Raw genomic sequence first — 19,930 nt, forward strand, 5'->3', positions numbered from 1 at the left:
GAATAGTGCGGGGTGAACAGTGTCGCACCACACTAGCGCTCTTTGACGTAAGGCTGGCCCAGCGCCTTGGGTACCGCCGCCTTGCCGATAAAGCCCGCCAGCAAAATTACGGTCAGCAGATATGGCAGAGCCTGTATCGCCTGTACCGGCACCTCGCCCACACCGGGCAGGCTGACCCCTTGCAGGCGGATGGCCACGGCATCCAGAAAACCAAACAGCAAGCAGGCCCACAGCGCGCGCACCGGTCGCCAGTTGCCAAAGATCATGGCCGCCAGAGCCATGTAGCCGCGTCCGGCGGTCATGTGCGGCACAAACGCGGCGTTTTGGGCCAGCACCAGATAGCTGCCCGCCAGGCCGCACAGCACGCCGTTGAGGGTGAGTGCGGCGTAGCGCAGGCGCAGCACCGAGACCCCGGCGGCATCCACCATATGGGCGTTTTCCCCCACGGCGCGCAAACGCAGGCCAAAGCGCGTGCGGTACACCAGCCACCACATCCCCACCACCAGGGCCAGGGCCAAGTACACCAGGATGTTGTGGCTGAGCAAGCCCGCACCCACGATGCCGCCCACCCAGGGCAGGCCCTGCCAAGCTTCGGCTGCGCCGGGCCACACCGCGCGGATGCGCACGGCGTCCGTCAGGGTCGGCGTTTGCCCGCCTTGCTGGAACCAGGCCAGCCCCAGCACCACGGTCAAACCGGCGGCAATGATGTTCAGCCCGACACCCGAGACCACCTGGTCACCCCGGTGGCTGACGCAGGCAAAGCCATGCAGCCACGACAAGGCCACCGCCGTCGCCATGGCCAAGACCAGGGCCAGGGTGGTGGAGCCGAAAGCTGCACCAGCCGCCCCGGCAATGAAGGCGGCAAACAGCATCTTGCCCTCTAGCCCCAGGTCAATCACGCCCGCACGCTCGGAAATCAAACCGGCCAAGGCGCACAGAATCAGGGGGGCCGCCATCCGCAAGCTGGATGCCAGCAGGTCCGCTACCAGGGCCTCATCCATGGCGGGCTCCCGTGGCCAGCAACGGCTTGCGCGCCAGCAGGGCCAGGCCGCGCGCCAGCCACGGCGCGGCCACATAGGCCATCGCCCCCGAGAACAAAACGATAAAACCCTGCAGCATCACCACCATGTCGCGGCTGAAGCCGCGCACTTCAAAGCTGACTTCCGCTCCGCCCTGGAACAGCGCGCCAAACAACACGCTGGCCAGGACGATGCCGACCGGATGGTTGCGGCCCATCAGCGCCACGGCAATACCGGTGAACCCGGCTCCGGCCACAAAGTCCAGCAGCAGCTTGCCGTTCACGCCCGCGATTTCATTCATGCCCACCATGCCGGACAGCCCGCCCGACAAGGCCATGGCAAAGATCACCTGCCGCCGGGGGTGGATGCCGGCATAGGCGGCAGCACTTTCGCTGGAGCCCATGGCGCGCAAACGGTAGCCCGCACGGCTATGCCACAGAAAAAGATATACACCAAATGCCGCCGCCAGCGCCAGGAACAGGCTGGTATTCAGCGGCGACGAAGGCCACTCCAGGCCCACCCACGCCAGCGCATCCTGCATACTGGGCAGCTTGGCCGCCGGGCCAAAAGCGGCACTTTCCACCGCCATGGTGCCTGGCGGCTTGAGGCGGTTCACCAGCAAGTAGGCCAACAGATTGCTGGCCAAAAAGTTGAACATGATGGTGGTGATCACCACATGGCTGCTGCGGTAGGCCTGCAAATAGCCCGGCACCGCCGCCCACGCCATCCCAAACACCACACCGGCCACCAGCATCAGCGGCAGCAGCAGCACCGCGGGCAGGGTATGGGACAACCACAATGCCACCAGCGCCGTGCCCAAGCCGCCCATCAAGGCCTGCCCTTCTCCACCAATATTGAACAAACCGCCATGCGAGGCCACCGACACCGCCAACCCGGTAAAGATAAAGGTGGTGGCGTAGTACAGCGTATAGCTCAAGCCCCGCTGGGTGCCGAAAGCGCCGTGCAGCAACACCGACAGCACCTCCCGCGGGTTTTGCCCGACCAGCCACACCACCAGACCCGCGGCCAGCAACGCGATCAACAGATTGATGGCGGGCAGCAATACCACGTCGGCCCAACGGGGCAAGGATTGCGGAGTGCTCATACGGGGCTTCCTTCGGGTACTTGGGTTTCCACCATCAGCAGGCCCAACCGGGCCTCGCTGCAGTCTTCCATCGGCAGCTCGCCGGTGACGCGGCCCTGGTTCAGCACCAGCACCCGGTCGGCCAAGGCCAGTATTTCATCCAGCTCACTCGACACCACCAGCACCGCGCAACCTGCATCCCGCAGCGCCCGCAATTGTGCGTAAATGAATTCAATGGCACCGATATCGACCCCGCGCGTAGGCTGGCCCACCAGCAACACGGTGGGTGACTGCCCCAGCTCGCGCGCCAGCACCAGTTTTTGCTGGTTGCCCCCGGAAAACTTGGCGCTGACCAAGGACGGATCACGCGGCCGCACATCAAAGCGCTCCATCATGGCGGCGGTGGCGGCGCGCATGGCTGCATGGCGCATCCAGCCCCAGCGGCTGTAGGCGGGCAGCCCCTCGTAGCCCAGCACCGCCGACTCCCAGCCCGCAAATGCCATCACCATGGCCCGGGCGTGCCGGTCTTCGGGTACATGGGCCAGGCCCAGGCTGCGCGCCCTGCCCGGGTCCAGCCAATCGCCTACCGCAAAAGTGGCACCGCCCAGCGCCAGCGTGCCCGCAGCCGGTGTGCACAGGCCAGACAGCACCTCCAGCAGCTCGCTTTGGCCGTTGCCCGCCACACCGGCAATGCCAACGATTTCACCCGCCCGCAGGTCCAGATTGAAATCGGCCAGACGCGTGACCTGCAGCGCATCCCGCACCACCAGGCCACGGGCTTGCAGCAACACCGCGCCCAGCTTGGCATGCGTCTCGCCCTGGCGGCCCATATGGACTTTGCGCCCCACCATGGCCTGGGCCAGGATATCGACCGAGGCCTGGGCAATCGGGCAGGCATGCACTACCCTGCCCGCGCGCATGACGGTGACGAAGTCGCACAAGCGCATCACTTCCTTGAGCTTATGGGTGATCAGCAAAATGGTGGTGCCCTGGGCCCGCAGACGCGCCAGCACCTCAAACAGCTGCTCGGTCTCTTGCGGGGTCAGCACAGCTGTGGGCTCGTCCAGAATCAGAATCTTGGCCCCGCGGTACAAGGCCTTGAGAATCTCCAGCCGCTGGCGGTCCCCCACGGACAAATCCGCCACCGTGGCATCCAGCTTCACATGCAAGCTGGTGGACTGCATCAGCGCCCCCAGCCCGCTGCGCACCACCGCCTCAGCCTTGTGCAGCAGCACGTGCGGTTCGGCACCCAGCATCACGTTGTCTAACGCGGTGAGCGAATCGACCAGCATGAAGTGCTGGTGCACCATGCCGATGCCCAATGCAATGGCATCGAATGCATTGCGGATGCGCACCGGCTGGCCCAGCACCGCGATGCTGCCGCTGTCGGCACTGTAGAAGCCGTACAGGATGGACATCAGCGTGCTTTTGCCCGCCCCGTTTTCACCCACGATGCCATGCACCGTACCCGCCTGCACCTGCAAATCCACCTGCTCATTGGCGCGCACGGCACCAAAGCGTTTGCAGATACCGGCCATGTGCACGGCCAAAAGGGGTGGGGAAATCGGGGTGGTCATAAGGCCTTGGGCTTACTTACAGGCGCTGGCGACCATGTAATCGACTACTTTGATCTTGCCGCTGATGATGTCAGCCTTGGCCGCGTCCACTTTGGACTTCATGTCGGCAGTCACCAGTTTGGCGTTGTTCTCGTCCATGGCGTAGCCCACACCGTCTTCCTTCAGGCCCAGGTTGGAAACGCCGGGTTTGTAGCTCTTCAGTACGTTGTACACGGCCACATCGACGCGCTTCACCATGGAGGTCAGCATGGTGCCGGGCTGCAGGTAATTTTGGTTGCTGTCCACGCCGATGGCCAGTTTGCCCGCATCCTTGGCGGCCTGGTAGACACCGGTACCCGTGCCACCTGCGGCGGCAAACACCACATCCGCGCCCTTGGCAAACTGGGCCTTGGTCAACTCGCTGCCCCGGCCAGGATCGTTCCAGGCAGCACCCGTGGTGCCGGTCATGTTGGCGAAGGTTTCGGCCTTGGGGTTGGCGAACTTGGCACCCTGCTCATAACCGCACTGGAACTTGCGGATCAGCGGAATATCCATCCCGCCTACGAAACCGACCTTGCCCGTCTTGCTGGCCTGGGCCGCCAGCATGCCGACCAGGAAGCTGCCCTCATGCTCTTTGAACACCACCGACTGGACATTCGGCAAATCCACCACCATGTCGATGATGGCGAACTGCAGTTTGGGAAATTCTTTGGCCACTTTTTCAATCGCCGAAGCCTGGCTGAAGCTCATGCCAATGATGGGGCTGGCACCGCGCTCGGCCATGCGGCGCACCGCCTGCTCGCGCTGGGTTTCGTTGGCTACTTCAAATTCGAGGTAGCTCTTGCCGGTTTCTTTCTTCCAGCGCTCCATACCGTCGTAGGCCGACTGGTTGAAGGACTTGTCGAACTTGCCGCCCAGGTCGTAAATGATGGCGGGCTCGGCCCAGGCCGACAAGGTGGTGACAAGGGCGGCGGCGATAAAGCTGAGGTGGAAAGAGGTTTTCATGGGGATATCCGTTGTGAAGATCGAACGTGAATGGAAGGTGAACACGGTATGAACTTGGAGTGGGCTGCTGGGGACGGCCTCCTTTCAAAAACCGGTGAACGGCAAGCCGCTGGGCTGGATCCAGTTGCTGGCGGGATACATGGCCTGGCCGCTGACGGCGTGCAAGGTGTAGGCGTGGCGCGACTGCGCCGAGTGGTTGGGTTCGGACAGGTGCGGAAACAGGCCGTTGAAGACGATCAGCGTGCCTTGGCGCACTTCCAGCCACTCCAGGGTATCCATGTCCCAGGGCATGCTGGCCTGCAAGGCCTCCAGACGCAAAGCCCCGTCGCCCTGGCGGCGAAACACCTCTTTCAGCCCGTGGCGGTGCGCACCCGGCAAGCCGCCCAGGCAGCCATTGCCCCGGTGCGCGTCTTCGATGGCAAACCAGAAGCCCACCACCGACTGCGGCGCGGTATACAGGTAGGTGGCATCCTGGTGGCAGTTGACCTCGCCGCCAATGCCGGGCTGCTTGAAGATGTACATGGACTGCACCAGTTGCGGGTCCACTAACCCCAGGCCTTCTGCCACCGCCTGCAGGCGCGGTCCGTGCGAGAAAGCGCGGAATACCGGGTCCAGGTCGTGCATGGCGTGGCCGAGCTTGTTGATGGCGCGCTCCAGCGGCACGCACAACTGGCCTTGCGCATTAAAAGCCCCGGCTTCAAAAAACGTGCCGATGCCGCGCGCCGAGGCGGCAAAGTAAGCGTCTAGCGCATGGCGCTGGTCGGTGGTGGAAAACACCGTGCCGGGGGCCTTGGGTGCGTGTTCGGCCACCAGTTCCCGCGCCCGCTGCTGCAGCGCCAGGCACTGGGCTTGCGGCACAAAGTCTTCCAGCACCAGCACGCCGTTGCGGGCGTAGGCGGCGCGGGCCTCGGCAGACAGGCCTTGCTGCGCGTCGAAGCGGCTGCGGCAGACCATGGCCTCAGTGCGCCAGTTGCTGGTAGGCCACCGCAATGGCAGCCGCCAGGCGGGCGTTGTTCAGCACCAGCTGGATGTTGGCGGCCAGACTGTTGCCACCGGTGATTTCGCTCACCCGGGCCAGCAGGAACGGGGTGGACTGCTTGCCCGCCACGCCCTGGGCCTGGGCCTCCTGCAGCGCCTGTTCAATCGCTGCGTCGATGCTGGCGCGGGGCATGGCATAGGCTTCAGGGATGGGGTTGGACACCACCATGCCGCCCGGCATGCCCAGCGCCCACTGGGCGTGCATGGCGCTGGCGATCTGCGCTGCGCTGTCCAGCCGGTAGTCCACCTTGAAGCCGCTGTCGCGGGTGTAGAAGGCAGGCAGGTTGTCGCTCTGGTAGCCCACCACCGGCACGCCATGGGTTTCCAGGTACTCCAGCGTCAGTTGCAAATCCAGGATGGATTTGATGCCTGCACACACCACCGCCACCGGGGTGTGTGCCAGCTCTTGCAGGTCGGCCGACACATCAAAGCTGGTGGCCGCGCCCCGGTGCACGCCGCCAATGCCGCCGGTGGCAAACACGCGGATACCCGCCATGGCGGCGATCAGCATAGTGGAGGCCACGGTGGTGGCACCGGTCTGCCCGGCCGCCACGATAAAGGCCACGTCGCGGCGGCTGACCTTGACCACCTCGCGCCCGCCCAGGCCGAGTTGCTCGATCTCGGCCGGGGTCAAGCCGACCTTGAGACGACCCTGCAGGATGGCGATGGTGGCAGGCACAGCCCCATGGGTGCGCACCTCGGTTTCCACCAGCAAAGCCGTGGCTACGTTCTGCGGGTAGGGCATGCCATGGGCAATGATGGTGGATTCCAGCGCCACCACAGGGCGTTTGGCGGCCAGGGCGGCGGCCACTTCGGGATGGATATCAAGGAAGGCAGGGGTCTTCATAAAAGTCTCTTGGTTCAGTTATGCAGGATGGGCAGCCAGCCACTGCTGTACCAGCGCTACCGACAGTGCCGGATGGTTGGCGGCCTCAATGCCCAAGGTCAGGGCCGCGCAAGCCGAAGCGAAGTGCACGGCCTGTGCCAGGCCTTCGCCCTGCACGGTGGCATGCAACAAACCGGCCATCAGTGCATCCCCGGCACCGGTGGTGTTGACCACCGGGCCGGTGGGGGCGGCGTGCCAGCCATGCGGGCCGGTGGCTTCGCTCCAGAACACGCCCTGCGTGCCCAGACTCAGCACCACCTGCTGCACACCCTTCTGGTGCAGCCACGCGGCTACGGCGGGCGCTTGCGCGGAGGTTTGCAGGGGCAAGCCGGTCAGGGCCTGGGCTTCGAGCCGGTTGGGTTTGAGCAGGTGCACCCGGTGCAGCCAGGGCGCAATGCGCTGGCATTTGTGGGTGGACACGGTATCCACAAAAATCGTCGCACTGCCGCTGTGTGCACACAGCCAGGTCAGTGCTGCCTCGGTCAGGTTGCAATCCAGCAGCACAGCCTGGGCAGCGGCCAGCATAGGCTCCAGCGGGGCCAGCCGTTCGGGCGTGATGCGGGCCACGATGCGCATGTCGTTGATAGCCAGGGCCATGTCGCCATCCGGGCCGTGCAGCGACATATAGCTGGAGGTGGCCTCAAACGGCAGCACCCAGCAGGCCTGCATATCCACCCCCGCAGCCGCCGTGGCAGTGCGCAGGTTGTGCCCCGGCGCATCGTCGCCCACGGCGCTGACGAGCCGGGTGGGCTGGCCCAGGCGGGCCAGGTTCTCGGCCACGTTGCGGGCCACGCCTCCCGGGGCAAAGCGGATGTGGCCGGGGTTGGAGTCGCCCGGCACCACAGCCTGGCTGCTGTGGCCCGCAATGTCCATGTTGGACGCGCCGACAGCCACCGTGTAAGGCCTGTAGTCAACGGTGCTCATGGTTGCAGCCCGCAGCCGCGCAGCAGCAAGGCCACCACATGTTCGGTGGCGCGGGTCTGGTCGGCACGGGTCAGCTTGGGACGGCCCAGCACGGCGCTGACCTGCACGTCAAAGTCGGCATAGGTTTGCGTGGCCGCCCACAGGGTGAAAAACAGGTGGGTGCTGTCCACCGGGGCCATTTTCCCTTCGGCAATCCACTGGTCGATGACAGCGGCCTTGGCCCGCACCGTGCCGCGCAGTTCGGTGGCCAGCAGTTGCTTGACCACGGCCGCGCCGTGCAGCAGCTCGTTGGCCCAGACCTTGGACGCGTGCGGCCGGGCGGCCGACATAGCCATCTTGCTGCGGATGTAGCCGCCAATCGCCTGGGCCGGGTCGGCATCGGGGGTGATGCCGTGGGTGGGGGCCAGCCAGTCCTCCAGGATGCGGGCCAGCACCGCCCGGTACAGCCCGTCCTTGTTGCCAAAATAGTAGTGCAGGTTGGCCTTGGGCAGGCCGGATTCATCGGCAATCTGGGCCATGGTGGCACCGCTGAACCCGGCCCCGGCAAACACGCGCTCTGCCGCGGCCAAAATTCGCTCTTCGTTGGCCTGGCGGATCTGGCCTTTGGCATCCGCCGGGGCTTGCGGGGCTTGGGAAACTTGCGTAATGGCTATCACTTTTTGCTGGCCGCTTCCCAAACGATGTGGCTCATGGCGGCTGCACCGGGGTCTTTCTTGATCACCGGTGCACTGCCGCCCGACAGCAACACCTTCACCGTGCGCTCGTAGGCGGCGGGTTCCAGGTAGCCCATCTTGGGACTGTTGGCAGTGGTAATGAGCTTGGCCACGTTCTCCATCTGGCGTTTTTGCACGGCCAGGGTGGCGCTGCCCGACATATCGTTGGAGACCACAATCTTGGCGGCCTCTTCGGGGTTCTTCACCGCGTCATTCCAGCCCTTGAACGTGGCGCGCAGGAACTTGCCCATGCGGGCTACAAAGGCCGGGTCCTTGAGCTTGGACTCCATTACGTACAGGCCGTCTTCCAGTGAAGCCGCGCCCTGGTCTTCGTAGAAGAAGGTGACCAGGTCGCTTTCTTTCACGCCTGCGTCGATGATCTGCCAGTACTCGTTGTAGACCATGGTGGACACGCAGGCGGCCTGGTTTTGCAGCAACGGATCGACGTTAAAACCTTGCTTGAGCACCTTGATGTCCACGTCGGGCTTCAGGCCCAGTTTGGCCATCCAGTTCAGGAACGGGTATTCGTTACCGCCAAACCACACCCCCAGGGTTTTACCCTTCAGGTCTTTGGGGCTGGTGACACCGCTGGTTTTTTTGCAGGTCAGCATCAGGCCGGAGCGGTTGAACACCTGGGCGATGTTGACCAGGGGCACTCCGGCTTCGCGGGCGGCCAGTGCGTCGGGCATCCAGTTGACGATCACGTCGGCGTTGTTGCCCGCAATCACTTGCACCGGCGAGATGTCGGGGCCGCCGGGCTTGATGGTCACGTCCAAGCCCTCGGCCTTGTAGTAGCCCTTGGCGGCGGCCACGTAGTAGCCTGCAAACTGGGCTTGCGGCACCCATTTGAGCTGCACGGTGACTTTTTCTTGCGCCTGGGCGGCCAGGCTGCCGACCACGAAAGCGGCAGCCAGCAGGCATTGGCTCAACTTGGATAATTTCTGCATCGAATACTCCTAGGGTGGGGAACTTAGCGGGAACGAACGGAAGGGTGCCAGAACGCGAAGCGCCGCTCCAGCTGCACCAGCAAGGCGTAGGCCAGCGAGCCGGTCAGGGCCGCCACCACAATCGCGCCCCACACCAGCGGCATGTGCATCTTGGCCGCTTCGGTGGAAATGCGAAAGCCCAGCCCGGCCGTGGGCGAACCAAAAAACTCGGCCACGATGGCCCCGATCAGCGCCAGCGTGGCATTGACCTTGAGCGCACCAAAGATGAACGGCAAGGCACTGGGCAGGCGCAGCCCCAGCAAGGTTTGCCCGTAGCCCGCCGCGTAGCTGTGCATCAGCTCGCGCTCCAACTTGCCTGCGGCTTTCAATCCGGCCAGGGTGGACACCAGCATGGGGAAGAAGGTCATCAGCACCACCACCGCCGCCTTGGACGGCCAGTCAAAGCCAAACCACATCACCGCAATCGGTGCCACCCCCACCAGCGGCACGGTGCTGGTGAGCGAGGCAATCGGCAGCAGGCCGCGCTGCAAAAACGGCAGGCGGTCGATGGCCACGGCAACGGCAAAACCCAGGCCGCAGCCCAGCACCCAGCCGGTGAGCACCGACTTGAGCACGGTCTGCACAAAGTCGCCCCACAGTATCGCCCAGCCTTCACCCATGGCTTGCACGATCAGCAGCGGCGATGGAAGCAGCACCCGGGGTATGCCATACGCCGTGACCAGCAGTTGCCAAAAGTACAGCAGCCACAGGCCGAACAAAGCCGCCGTCAGCAGGCCGTACACAGGCCGCCCGTCCAGCCTGGCGCAGGCACGCACCGTCCACACCGCCAAAACCAGCAACAGCAAAATTTGAGGCAAAAACAGGCCTCTAGCGCATGATTCATCTGCGCAATTAGCTATAAATATAATAGCAACTAGCACACTGACCACCACCAGGCCCAGCACCGCCCCTGGGCTGCGCGCCTTCATGCCCGGCCCCCAAAGCGGCGCAGCACCAGCCGCTCTACGCCCAGTACGGCAGCGGTCAGCGCCAGCCCCAACAAGGCCGACATCAGCAGTGCCGACCAGATGGCCACGGTGTTGCCGTAGTACGAGCCCAGCAGCAGCTTGGCCCCCAGGCCCGCCTGCGCGCCAGTAGGCAATTCAGCCACCATGGCACCCACCAGACTGGCCGCAATGCCCACCCGCAAGGCGGGAAACAAGAACGGCAGGGCCGCTGGCAGGCGCAGCAGCCAAAACGCCTGCCAGCGCGAGGCGGCGTAGGTATAGAGCAGCTCGGTGTCGATCTGCTGCGGTGAGCGCAGGCCCTGCACCATGGCCACGGTGACCGGGAAAAAGCACAGGTACATGGCGATCACCGCCTTGGGCCACACGCCCGAAAAGCCCAGGCTGCCCAGAATCACCAGCACGATGGGTGCAATCGCCAGCACGGGGATGGTTTGCGAGGCCACGATCCAGGGCATCAACGCCCGGTCCAGGGTGCGCGAATGCACAATGCCCGCCGACAGCAGCAGGCCCAGCAGCGTGCCCATGGCAAAACCCAGCAGGTTGGAATGCGCGGTCACGGCCACGTGGAACAGCAGGTTACGCGGCGAATCTACCGGCCAATCGACCAGGCTGGACCAAAAATCTTGCGCCACCTGCTGCGGTGAGGGCAGCACCGGGCGCTGCATGGACAGCGTGGTCTGGACCAGATCCGTCCAGCCCCAGACCGTGCCCCGGGGGCTGAGCACGCGCTCGATGGCCCCTGGTGCGTTCAGCCACACAGCCCCCGCGTACCACAGCAATAACACGCCCAGCAGCACAGTGGCTATAGGCAAGGCGCTATCGAAAGCAGAGCTGCGTTTAATGGTGTCCATCCGCCAGGGACTCGCGTACGGCGTGGGCCAGGGCCATGAATTCGGGGGTGTCGCGCAGGCCCAGATGGCGCTCGTCCGGCAGGGGGGAATCAATCACCTTGACGATGCGGCCGGGGCGCGGCGACATGACCACGATGCGGGTTGAGAGGTACACCGCCTCGGCAATCGAGTGGGTCACAAACACCACCGTGCGGCGCTCGCGCTGCCAGAGCTGCTGCAGTTGCTCGTTGAGGTGGTCGCGGGTGATTTCGTCCAGCGCGCCAAAGGGTTCGTCCATCATCAGAATGCGCGGCTCGAACGACAGCGCCCGGGCTATCGACACCCGCTGCTGCATGCCGCCAGAGAGCTGCCAGGGGTACTTTTTTTCAAAGCCTTGCAAGCCCACCCGTGCCAGCTGGTCCATGGCGATGCGCTGGCTCTCGGCCTTGCCGCGGCCCTGGATGTGCAGTGGCAGCAGCACATTGCCCAGCACCGTGCGCCAGGGAAACAGCGCCGGGGCCTGGAACACATAGCCGTAGGAGCGGGCCAGGCGCGCAGCGTGCGGACTCACCCCGTTCACCAGCATGGTGCCCGAGCTGATGGGCTCCAGGTCGGCGATGGCGCGCAGCAGCGTGGTTTTGCCGCAGCCCGAGGGGCCGATCAGCGAGATGAATTCGCCCGGCCGCACCGCCAAATCAATATCTTGCAGGGCGTGTACCGGCGCGTCGGCAGCGGGGTAAATGACGTTGGCCTGGCACACCTCAACCGCTAACGGTTCAGGCGTTGGCATGGACACCATGGCGAAGGAGTTGAATCATATAAACCCACTATAAAGCTAACCAAACGGTCAGCTTCTTCGGGTTTAAGCTAGTTTTATGCCAATATTTTTGCAGCCTGCTGCACCGATGGGGTGCGGCCGCTTCAGCTCGGGCGCTCCGGCTCCTGCATCTGCTCTTCTTCGACTTTGGCCCACTGCTTGCGGATGTCCAGCAGCTCCGGCAGGATGCCCAAGAAAGCGTGGACCACCATGGGGTCAAAGTGCACCTCTACCCCGGCATGGATGTAGGCCAGGATTTTCTCCATCGGCCAGGGCTCCTTGTAGGGGCGGCGCATGCTCAGGGCATCAAATACATCGGCCAGCGCCACGATACGGGCCGACTTGGGTATGTCTTGCCCGCGCAAGCCTTCGGGGTAGCCGCTGCCATCCCATTTCTCGTGGTGCCGCAGCGCTACTTCGGCCGCCAGCTGGAACACCGGGGCTTCGCTCTTGCTCAGAATGTCAAAGCCGATTTGCGGGTGGGTGCGCATTACCACCCATTCGGGTTCGTCCAGCGGCCCCGGTTTTCGCAAAATCGCCTGCGGGATGCCCAGCTTGCCGGTGTCGTGCATGGGGGCTGCCAGCTCCAACCGGGTGCTGCTGGCGACATCCCAGCCGCAGGCCTGGGCCAGCACCCGGGCGTAGGCGGCCATGCGCCAGATGTGGGCACCGGTATCGGTGTCGTTGTAATGCCCGGCATGGCCCAGCATCAGGATCGCATCGCGGTAGCTTTGTTCAAGCGCCGTAGCCCGCACCAGCGACAGGTGGGCTGCCACCCGCGCCAGCACGATGGGCGGGGACACCGGCTTGGCGATGTAGTCCACCGCACCCGCCGCAAAGCCTGCGGCCTCGTGCGCCATGTCGGCATAGCCGGTGACAAAAATCACTTGTACGCTCTGGGTGGTATCGCGCTGTTTGATCTGTCGGCACAGGTCGTAGCCGTTGGTGTCGGGCAGCCCGATATCCAGCAGCACCAGGGCCGGGCGGTGCTTGACCACGGCGGCCAGTGCTTCGGTGCCATTGCGGGCAAACGCCAGCACATAGGTTTTCTGCAAGATCTCACGCATGATGGCCAGATTGGCAGGCTCGTCATCGACGACCAGAATAGTCGGGACGTACATGGTTTACTCCTTCAGCGTGATGCCGTAGTGCCGGGCCAATTGGCGACTGCAGGCCTCGGCCCCCCGAAAGTCAAACCCGCGCACACAGGCCTGCACGGCAGCCAGGTCCTGCTCGGGCACGTGCTGCGCCAGGGTCGCCAGTAAAGCCTCTACCGGTGTGGGATTGTCGGCATCCAGGGCCTCCAGCAAAGCCTGCAGGTGCGCAGCGATGGCCGCTTGGGTCGCGGGAGCATCCAGCTGCGCACTGCGGACCAGAAGGTCTGGGCCATCGGGTCGCACAGCGAGCGGAGCAAAGCGCGCAATCACTCCCATAGCTTGGCGTATCGCTTCGTCCAGGCGGGTCAGCACCGGTATCGGGTCATAGCCCATGGACAGCACGCGCTCTGCCTCGCTGGCCAAGCGGTAGGTGGCGGGCAGGGCCATATTGGCGGCCACCCCCGCCAGCTTGTGGGCCAAGGCAGCGGCAGCAGAGCGGTCGTCTGCTGCCAGGCTGGCATGCATCTCGGCCACCGCATGGCCATAGCCGTCGGCAAAGCGCCGCAGGTAGTCGCGGTAAACCTCCAAATTCGACCAGATCTGCAGGCCCTGCGCGACATCTACCACCGAGGTGTCCAGCAACGGTACGTTTTCTACAGGTACTGTATGCACCACTTCCGTGGCTATCTGCACCGGGCGCGGTTCTGCGCCAAGCGTGCGCCGCCGCAGTCGCTGAATCAACGCCACCGTGGACGGCACGTCAAAGGGCTTGCTGATGAAATCGGTCATGCCAACGGCCTGCGCAGCATCTTGCTGCGATTTGAACGCCCCGGCGGTCAGAGCCACGATGGGCAGGTCATTGAACTGCGTCATGCGCCGCAATTGGCGGGTGGCCTCGATGCCATCCATGACCGGCATCTGCACATCCATCAACACCATGTCCACATCGCTGGGGTGGGCCCGCAACCAGTCCAGTGCCGCCTGTCCATCCTCGGCCAGCACCACATTGGCCCCCTGCTGGTGCAGGATGCGTTGGGCTACTTCGCGGTTGATTTCGCTGTCATCCACCACCAGCACCCGCACCCCCGCCAGTTCCTGGCCCACGGCATGTGGCAAGGCCCGGGGCGTGCCCACGGTATGGGCCCGCCTGCGCTGCGCATTCATGACCGCGTTGTACAACGTGGAGGTAGTGACGGGTTTGCTCAAAATCGCATCCACCATGTCGGCACCTGGCTGGCTGGCCAGGCTGGTGTGCGAGTAGGCGGTGGCCATGATCACGATCGGGCATTCGTCTGGGGGCACGCTACTGCGGATGGCCTGCGCGGTGGTCAGGCCATCCATGCCGAGCATCTTCCAGTCGAGCACCACCACATTGGGCAACTTGCCATTTTTACGGTCCCGCACCTGCGCCAGCACGGCCTCGCCGGAATCCACGGCACTCACTTGCCAACCCAGGCCTTGGGCAATCTCCACCACCGCACGCAAGGCGATCTGGCTGTCGTCGGCAACCAAGGCATCAATGCGGACCATGTCGGGCGACGAAAAATCGGTGCTGGGTATTTGCTGTACCGGCACGGTGAACCAAAATTCGCTGCCCTCACCCAGGTTGCTGGTCAGGCCGATCTCACCGCCCATCAAGCCCACCAGCTGGCGGCTGATGGTCAGCCCCAGTCCGGTACCACCAAAGCGGCGGGTGGTAGAGCCGTCCGCCTGGGTAAAGGCGGAGAACACGTCGTTTTGCAGCTCCGGCGCAATACCAATGCCGGTATCCACCACACTAAACCGCAGAATGATGGTGTCTTCGTGCATAGTGAGTAGCTCGGTACGCAGCTCCACCCTGCCCGCGTGGGTGAACTTGATGGCGTTGCTGGTCAGGTTGGTGAGCACCTGTTCCAGCCGCAGCGCATCGCCCTTCACCGCGCTGATGCCCGCAGGCAGAGGTTGGATGATGAGTTCGATATTTTTGTTGCCGGCTGCGATGCCCATGGCGCTGGCCAGGTTGTCCATCACATCGCCCATGCGAAACGGCGTGCACTCTATCGCCATATGACCGGCTTCGATTTTGGAAACATCCAGCACGTCGTTGATGATGCCCAGCAGCGAGCGGCCCGACGCACGTATTTTGCGCACCAGGTCGTGGGCTCCCGTATCCAGCCGTGCCTGCTCCAGTAAATAGGCCAGGCCCAGAATGGCGTTCAAGGGCGAGCGGATCTCGTGGCTCATATTGGCCAAAAACTCGGCCTTGCTGCGGTTCGCGGCCTCGGCCACATCGCGGGCCTGCAGCATGGCCGCCTCGGCCTGTTTCTGGGCCGAAATATCCTGCGCGAACACCAGGGTGGCGGGACCATCGGCTAGCACCACACGGGCAGTGGTTTTGAAAACGGGCACCAGACAATTGTCCTTGCCTAAGCCCATAGCTTCAAACATTTGCTCTATGGGAGAGTCTTCCCGAATCAACGCTGCCTGGGCGTGCAATACCGCGAGAGAATCGGCAGAGACCATGTCGGTCCACAGCATGCCCACGAAACTGTGACCTTCTACAAAGCCATGCAAGCTGCGGTAGCGCGGATTGCAATAGGCTATGCGCCCGCCCCGCAAAATGGCGATGGCTAGCGGCGCATCCTCAATCAACGTGCGAAACCGGGCTTCACTTTCACGCAATGCATAGGTGTGGCGGCGCTCTGAAACGTCTTTGCAGGCCACGATGAGCAGCTCCATCTCGCCCGATGCGTCGCGGATGGCAGATGTGCTGTGCTCCACAAAAACAGACATGGCGCGGTCTTTTCGGCGAACTTCAAGCAGAAAGTCCCGCATGAACTGCCCTCGCATGCCCTGCTGGCTGGGCCAGTCTTCTGGCGGCAAGGCATCCCCATTGATCTGCAGCAATTCGATCGTCGCCAAAATTTCTTCGAAAGGCGTTGTCACTTCAAACAAGCCGTGCATGGTCCGCCCTGCACGGTTGATGCGGACCAGATGGTGCTGGCGGTCAAACACAAAAATTGCATCGGCCATGCTGTCAAACACCGCCAGAAGCTCGTTGCGTGTGCGCACCACCTCCTGCTCAGCCGTTCGGGCCTCCGTAATGTCCATGTGCGTACCCATCATGGTGGTACCCCGGCCCTGCGCATCCAACTCCATCGCCTGGGCACGTCCCAGAATCCACACCCAGTGGCCAAGCCGGTGCTGGATGCGGTAGGTCACCTCGTAAAACGGCACACTGCCATCCAGACACGCTTCGTACGCAGCCTGGTGCGCGGGAAAATCCTGCGGGTGGATGCGGTGGTGCCAGAATTCCGGATCACCCTGCAGATCTTGCAAGGCAAAACCCAGCATGCCCGAAGAGCTTTCGTCGAAAGTGCCGGTGCCGGTAGGCGCGTGGAAACTCCAGAGCCCCAGATTTGCACCGCGCAGCGCCAGCTTGAGTCGGTCAGCGGCTTTGAGCCGCTCACTGTCCCGTTCAAACGCCAAGTCTTCCATGCGCGACCGCCGCGTCTGTCCCCACCATAGCCCACCACAACAGAGCAAGGCCAGCACCGCAAAAAAAATCCCGTTGGTGATCGCCTGGCGTTGTAGGGGCTGCTGGATGGCATGCAGATCGCGGCTGAGCGCAATCACCAGCCCTTTGTCCATTTGCAGCTCTGCCGGCTGGATACTGCGCAAGACTATCAAACGCTGCTCACCGGTTTGGGGGGTCATTCCCGTCAATACGCTACTGGCTTTGCCAGTCGCCAGGTGTCGGCTGAAAAAAGTCCCGGGTTTATTAAAGTTATTGCCGTCAATATTTGCCCTGGACGGAAAATTCAAAAACTGAAGCCCGTCGCTATGGACCATAAACCCCCACACGTCCGGGGCATACATGACCGAACGGAATATGCCCGCGAAATACTCGGGATCGAGCGTGGCAATAATGATGCCCGCAAACTCCCCTCCGGCCCCGGACACCATTCGGGCGGTGTTGACCACCAAATCGTTGCGCAAAGATTTATAGGGAGCCGACACATACAGAGTTGCCTGGCTGGGTCGCGTCTGCACGGTCTTGAAATAGTCACGCTGGTTGAAGTTAACCCCGATCAAATCTGGGCTGTGTGCGGCGATCACTACACCCTGCGCGTCCATCACCACCATGGCCCGGACACCGGGCATGGCATTGGCCAACGCCCTTAAACGCCGGGACACGTCTTTGGGGTTGGCCGCCCCCGGAACCGTCAAATAGTCTTTGATGACCTCATTCAGGGCCAGGCTGATCACCGACAAATTACCCTGAATGTCATTGGCAATCACATTCGATTGCACCTGCAAACGGTCTTGCTCGGTGGCCTGGGTGCGGTTTACCTCAACCGTGTGCACATAGGCAATAAAGCCCCCTACCAGGACGAGAACCAGTAGCAGCAACAGCCATTCAAGTAGCTTGCGTCGCGAAACCTGATGTGTAGCGTGGAGAGGCATCCATACAATGCTAGCCCACTTTACCCAATGGACCGCAAAATTTGCGCAGCGCAAGCATCGTTGAGAAGCCTTCTTATCCCCCATTTGCATGAAGTTTTGGGCATATTGCAAGCTCCAAAAAAGCCGACAGGCACACAGTCGACGGGCAAGGTGTTAAGGCGGATGCCCATGGACAGGATCGGCGCGGTGCCCGCGGGCCTGGCACGTGCAGCGGTTTAAAAGCAGGGCTAGTCAACCCACCAAAGTTGAAATGCCATGACCCCATCGGCACAGGCGGCTAGCTAAGGGGGCGTTGACGGCCCCTGCGGGCAAGACACCATGCAACAGCGTCTTGATCTGCTGGACTGTTTCCAAGGCTTGGTGCTCAACCGCCTCGGGCGTCAACCCGCCGATGTGGGGCGTGGCGATCACGCGCGGATGCTGTGCAAGTTGCGGCGAGGGCATTTGGTCCGGTGCCTGCCCTACGTCCAGCGCGCAGCCTGCAATAGCACCGTTGTGCAGCGCATCCAGCAACGCTGCCTCATCGACCAGTTCGCCGCGGGACGCATTGACGAAAAAGGCATCCGGCTTCATCGCCTTGAAAGCCTCAGCGTCCATCATATGGTGGGTCTCGGGCAATGCCGGTGCCAGGCAAACGACGAAGTCCGAGCAGGACAACAAATGGCACAGACCCACCTGCAGCGGTGCCCGGGGCGCATCCAGCACATACGGGTCATTTACCAAGATGCGCATGCCAAAGGCATCTGCCAGCTTGCACAGGTAGCGGGCAATACGCCCATAACCGATCACGCCCAGCGTGGCACCGCGCAATTCTTTACCCATGCGTGGCGCGTGTGGCTGGCCTTGGTGATAAGCCTCGGCATGGCGGCTGATGCCGCGCCCCATGTCAACCATCACGGCGATGATCCACTCCGACACGGCGGGAACAAAACCCGCGCTCGCCTGCGTGACCAAAATACCTTGCGCACTGGCCGCATTGACGTCAATGGTGCGGATGTCCATGGCGCAGCGCATGAAGGCAACCAGCTCTGGCAACGCAGCAAATAATGCAGCCGGCCCCGGCGTCTGGCGGTACGCAATGATGGCCTGGCAGCCTTGGGCTGCTGCCACCAGCTCCTGGGTGGAAAGCTCCCGATCCAAAGGGTTGTATTGCACGGTGGCAAAGGCCTCCAGAGCAGACGCGGCCTTGCTTCCAAAGTACTGCGCAAGCTTGTCGTGCGGGTGGCTGACAAACACCCGCGTCATACGCGGACTTTCCGGGCACCTAAACCGGTCACTCTTTCAGCCGCGGGAGCCGGTGGTGGCGCGACGGATTCGCGCTCAACCAAAAGCATGGAACTGAAAACCCGTTCACCCGCCAGTGCCCCGTCTTCGATTTGGGGCGATATTGCACATTCGACCATCGCACGTGCCATGTCTGCCACCGGAAGTTGCACCGTGCTCAGCCCAGGATTGGATAGCGCGGCCAGGAACAAACCGTCAATACCAACGATGGATACATCCTGCGGCACCCGCAGCCCGGCCTCGCGCAGGCCGGCCATCAAACCCAGCGCCATCAGGTCATTAACCGCGACGATGCCGGTGGGGCGCTCCGGATCCGCCGCCAGGCGCAGCGCCAGAGCGCGGCCAACTTCGCTCATGACGGAGTCTCCGTATTCGTCCAACAAGCCACCGTCCAGAACGACCGCCGTTGCCTGCATGCCATTGCTGCCGACCGCCGCTTGGAAACCCTGGATTTTTGCGCTGCGGCTCATGGTCATCCCGGCCACTGTGGCAAAGGCCAGTCGCCGGTGGCCGTGCGCGATCAAGTGCTCGGTGGCCAGGCGCCCAGCCTCAAAGTTATCTGGCGTGACGTGCATGACTTTGGATGTATGCCCCTGTGCCGCACGCCGGTCATAGCTCACGACCACCATTCCGCGTTCGACCACGATCTCGAAATGGCGCTCGTCGGCGAGCGATGAAATGACGATCACACGGCGCACACCGTGAGTCAGCAAGTCCTCGAAGAAAGCGGCTTCCTTCTCCTTGTCCCGGTAGGTGCTGCCAATCAGCACACGGTGCCCATATTGCTCTTGCGCAAAGGTTTCTATCTCCCGGGCAAGGACTCCATACATCGGGTTGGCCAACGAAGGAACCAATAGTCCGAGCAAGGGTGTTTGACCGGTTTTGAGTCGCAGTGCCACAGGGTTAGGTCTGAACTTGAGCAGGCCAATTGCGTTCTGGACGCGGGCCAGCGTTTCCTTGCGCATGCGGTCAGTGCGTCCGTTGAGCACATTGGAAACGGTACTCACCGACACCCCTGCATAGTGGGCTACGTCCTTGATTGTGTTCACGAAAGTCTTTCTGTGGCCGCTTGCCGGCCGAGTCGGGAAGTAAGCCAGAGGCTGAATGAATACAAAACTATCTGCAGGATCAGTGTCTCGAAAAGCACCACCATGCGCTGGGGGCATGCCTTCCACCCAGCACTGAAGTGCTTGTGCCGCATCAAGCATAAACGAACCGACCGCTTCGGGAATTCAAGTTGTTTCGAACGGATAAACGCCTCGTCGCTAAGGTTGTTA

General features: G+C 62.9%; 16 protein-coding genes. All 16 read right to left on the minus strand.

Going from position 1 to position 19,930, the window contains the following annotated elements; genetic code table 11:
- Positions 1 to 32: 32 nt before the first annotated feature.
- The 16 genes from AC097L_RS07525 to AC097L_RS07600 all read right to left on the minus strand — a co-directional run bounded on the left by AC097L_RS07525 (position 33) and on the right by AC097L_RS07600 (position 19,702).
- Positions 33 to 1,001 carry an ABC transporter permease gene (locus AC097L_RS07525; RefSeq protein WP_479585645.1) on the minus strand — a complete coding sequence of 323 codons (969 nt, stop codon included), beginning with the start codon at positions 999 to 1,001 and terminating at the stop codon, positions 33 to 35.
- Complete coding sequence (locus AC097L_RS07530) at positions 994 to 2,124, minus strand: ABC transporter permease (protein ID WP_479585646.1); 1,131 nt, start codon at positions 2,122 to 2,124, stop codon at positions 994 to 996. The genes AC097L_RS07525 and AC097L_RS07530 overlap by 8 nt, the downstream gene beginning before the upstream one ends.
- Positions 2,121 to 3,680: an ABC transporter ATP-binding protein gene (locus AC097L_RS07535; protein WP_479585647.1), complete on the minus strand. Its 1,560-nt coding sequence runs from the start codon at positions 3,678 to 3,680 to the stop codon at positions 2,121 to 2,123. The genes AC097L_RS07530 and AC097L_RS07535 overlap by 4 nt, the downstream gene beginning before the upstream one ends.
- Positions 3,681 to 3,692: 12 nt before the next feature.
- The gene (locus tag AC097L_RS07540) at positions 3,693 to 4,664 is read right to left on the minus strand and encodes a BMP family lipoprotein (protein ID WP_479585648.1); all 972 of its coding nucleotides are present in this window, start codon (positions 4,662 to 4,664) and stop codon (positions 3,693 to 3,695) included.
- Positions 4,665 to 4,748: 84 nt separating this feature from the next.
- A complete protein-coding gene (locus AC097L_RS07545; protein ID WP_479585649.1) occupies positions 4,749 to 5,618 on the minus strand; it encodes a phytanoyl-CoA dioxygenase family protein in 870 nt (289 codons plus the stop codon).
- A 4-nt stretch (positions 5,619 to 5,622) separates the two neighbouring features.
- A complete protein-coding gene (locus tag AC097L_RS07550) occupies positions 5,623 to 6,549 on the minus strand; it encodes a pseudouridine-5'-phosphate glycosidase (protein ID WP_479585650.1) in 927 nt (308 codons plus the stop codon).
- Positions 6,550 to 6,567: 18 nt separating this feature from the next.
- The gene (locus AC097L_RS07555) at positions 6,568 to 7,512 is read right to left on the minus strand and encodes a PfkB family carbohydrate kinase (protein ID WP_479585651.1); all 945 of its coding nucleotides are present in this window, start codon (positions 7,510 to 7,512) and stop codon (positions 6,568 to 6,570) included.
- Positions 7,509 to 8,168, minus strand: a complete 660-nt coding sequence (locus tag AC097L_RS07560) for a TetR family transcriptional regulator C-terminal domain-containing protein (protein ID WP_479585652.1) — start codon at positions 8,166 to 8,168, stop codon at positions 7,509 to 7,511. The genes AC097L_RS07555 and AC097L_RS07560 overlap by 4 nt, the downstream gene beginning before the upstream one ends.
- Positions 8,165 to 9,172 (minus strand): ABC transporter substrate-binding protein, encoded by a 1,008-nt coding sequence (locus AC097L_RS07565; RefSeq protein WP_479585653.1) that lies wholly within the window; start codon positions 9,170 to 9,172, stop codon positions 8,165 to 8,167. Before AC097L_RS07565 ends, AC097L_RS07560 begins: the two co-directional genes overlap by 4 nt.
- Before the next feature lie 23 nt (positions 9,173 to 9,195).
- Positions 9,196 to 10,029, minus strand: coding sequence for an ABC transporter permease (locus AC097L_RS07570; RefSeq protein WP_479585654.1), 834 nt, complete (start codon positions 10,027 to 10,029; stop codon positions 9,196 to 9,198).
- 107 nt (positions 10,030 to 10,136) lie between these two features.
- On the minus strand, positions 10,137 to 10,991 hold the full coding sequence (locus tag AC097L_RS07575; RefSeq protein ID WP_479585655.1) for an ABC transporter permease: 855 nt from the start codon (positions 10,989 to 10,991) through the stop codon (positions 10,137 to 10,139).
- Between the two features lie 25 nt (positions 10,992 to 11,016).
- Positions 11,017 to 11,799: an ABC transporter ATP-binding protein gene (locus AC097L_RS07580; protein WP_479585656.1), complete on the minus strand. Its 783-nt coding sequence runs from the start codon at positions 11,797 to 11,799 to the stop codon at positions 11,017 to 11,019.
- Positions 11,800 to 11,930: 131 nt separating this feature from the next.
- Entirely contained in the window at positions 11,931 to 12,947 is a 1,017-nt protein-coding gene (locus tag AC097L_RS07585) for an HD-GYP domain-containing protein (RefSeq protein ID WP_479585657.1), read from the minus strand.
- A gap of 3 nt (positions 12,948 to 12,950) precedes the next feature.
- Positions 12,951 to 17,315, minus strand: coding sequence for a response regulator (locus AC097L_RS07590; RefSeq protein ID WP_479585658.1), 4,365 nt, complete (start codon positions 17,313 to 17,315; stop codon positions 12,951 to 12,953).
- A 285-nt stretch (positions 17,316 to 17,600) separates the two neighbouring features.
- Complete coding sequence (locus AC097L_RS07595; RefSeq protein ID WP_479585659.1) at positions 17,601 to 18,614, minus strand: hydroxyacid dehydrogenase; 1,014 nt, start codon at positions 18,612 to 18,614, stop codon at positions 17,601 to 17,603.
- On the minus strand, positions 18,611 to 19,702 hold the full coding sequence (locus AC097L_RS07600) for a LacI family DNA-binding transcriptional regulator (RefSeq protein ID WP_479585660.1): 1,092 nt from the start codon (positions 19,700 to 19,702) through the stop codon (positions 18,611 to 18,613). Before AC097L_RS07600 ends, AC097L_RS07595 begins: the two co-directional genes overlap by 4 nt.
- Positions 19,703 to 19,930: the final 228 nt, after the last annotated feature.

The sequence above is a fragment of the Rhodoferax sp. RT5P35 genome (assembly GCF_056521385.1).

Bases quoted from the DNA above. Each gene is read 5' to 3' on its own strand.
- AC097L_RS07525 (WP_479585645.1), bottom strand. From the start codon at position 1,001: ATGGATGAGGCCCTGGTAGCGGACCTGCTGGCATCCAGCTTGCGGATG.
- AC097L_RS07580 (WP_479585656.1), bottom strand. From the start codon at position 11,799: ATGCCAACGCCTGAACCGTTAGCGGTTGAGGTGTGCCAGGCCAACGTC.
- AC097L_RS07565 (WP_479585653.1), bottom strand. From the start codon at position 9,172: ATGCAGAAATTATCCAAGTTGAGCCAATGCCTGCTGGCTGCCGCTTTC.
- AC097L_RS07530 (WP_479585646.1), bottom strand. From the start codon at position 2,124: ATGAGCACTCCGCAATCCTTGCCCCGTTGGGCCGACGTGGTATTGCTG.
- AC097L_RS07595 (WP_479585659.1), bottom strand. From the start codon at position 18,614: ATGACGCGGGTGTTTGTCAGCCACCCGCACGACAAGCTTGCGCAGTAC.
- AC097L_RS07540 (WP_479585648.1), bottom strand. From the start codon at position 4,664: ATGAAAACCTCTTTCCACCTCAGCTTTATCGCCGCCGCCCTTGTCACC.
- AC097L_RS07535 (WP_479585647.1), bottom strand. From the start codon at position 3,680: ATGACCACCCCGATTTCCCCACCCCTTTTGGCCGTGCACATGGCCGGT.
- AC097L_RS07545 (WP_479585649.1), bottom strand. From the start codon at position 5,618: ATGGTCTGCCGCAGCCGCTTCGACGCGCAGCAAGGCCTGTCTGCCGAG.
- AC097L_RS07585 (WP_479585657.1), bottom strand. From the start codon at position 12,947: ATGTACGTCCCGACTATTCTGGTCGTCGATGACGAGCCTGCCAATCTG.
- AC097L_RS07555 (WP_479585651.1), bottom strand. From the start codon at position 7,512: ATGAGCACCGTTGACTACAGGCCTTACACGGTGGCTGTCGGCGCGTCC.
- AC097L_RS07550 (WP_479585650.1), bottom strand. From the start codon at position 6,549: ATGAAGACCCCTGCCTTCCTTGATATCCATCCCGAAGTGGCCGCCGCC.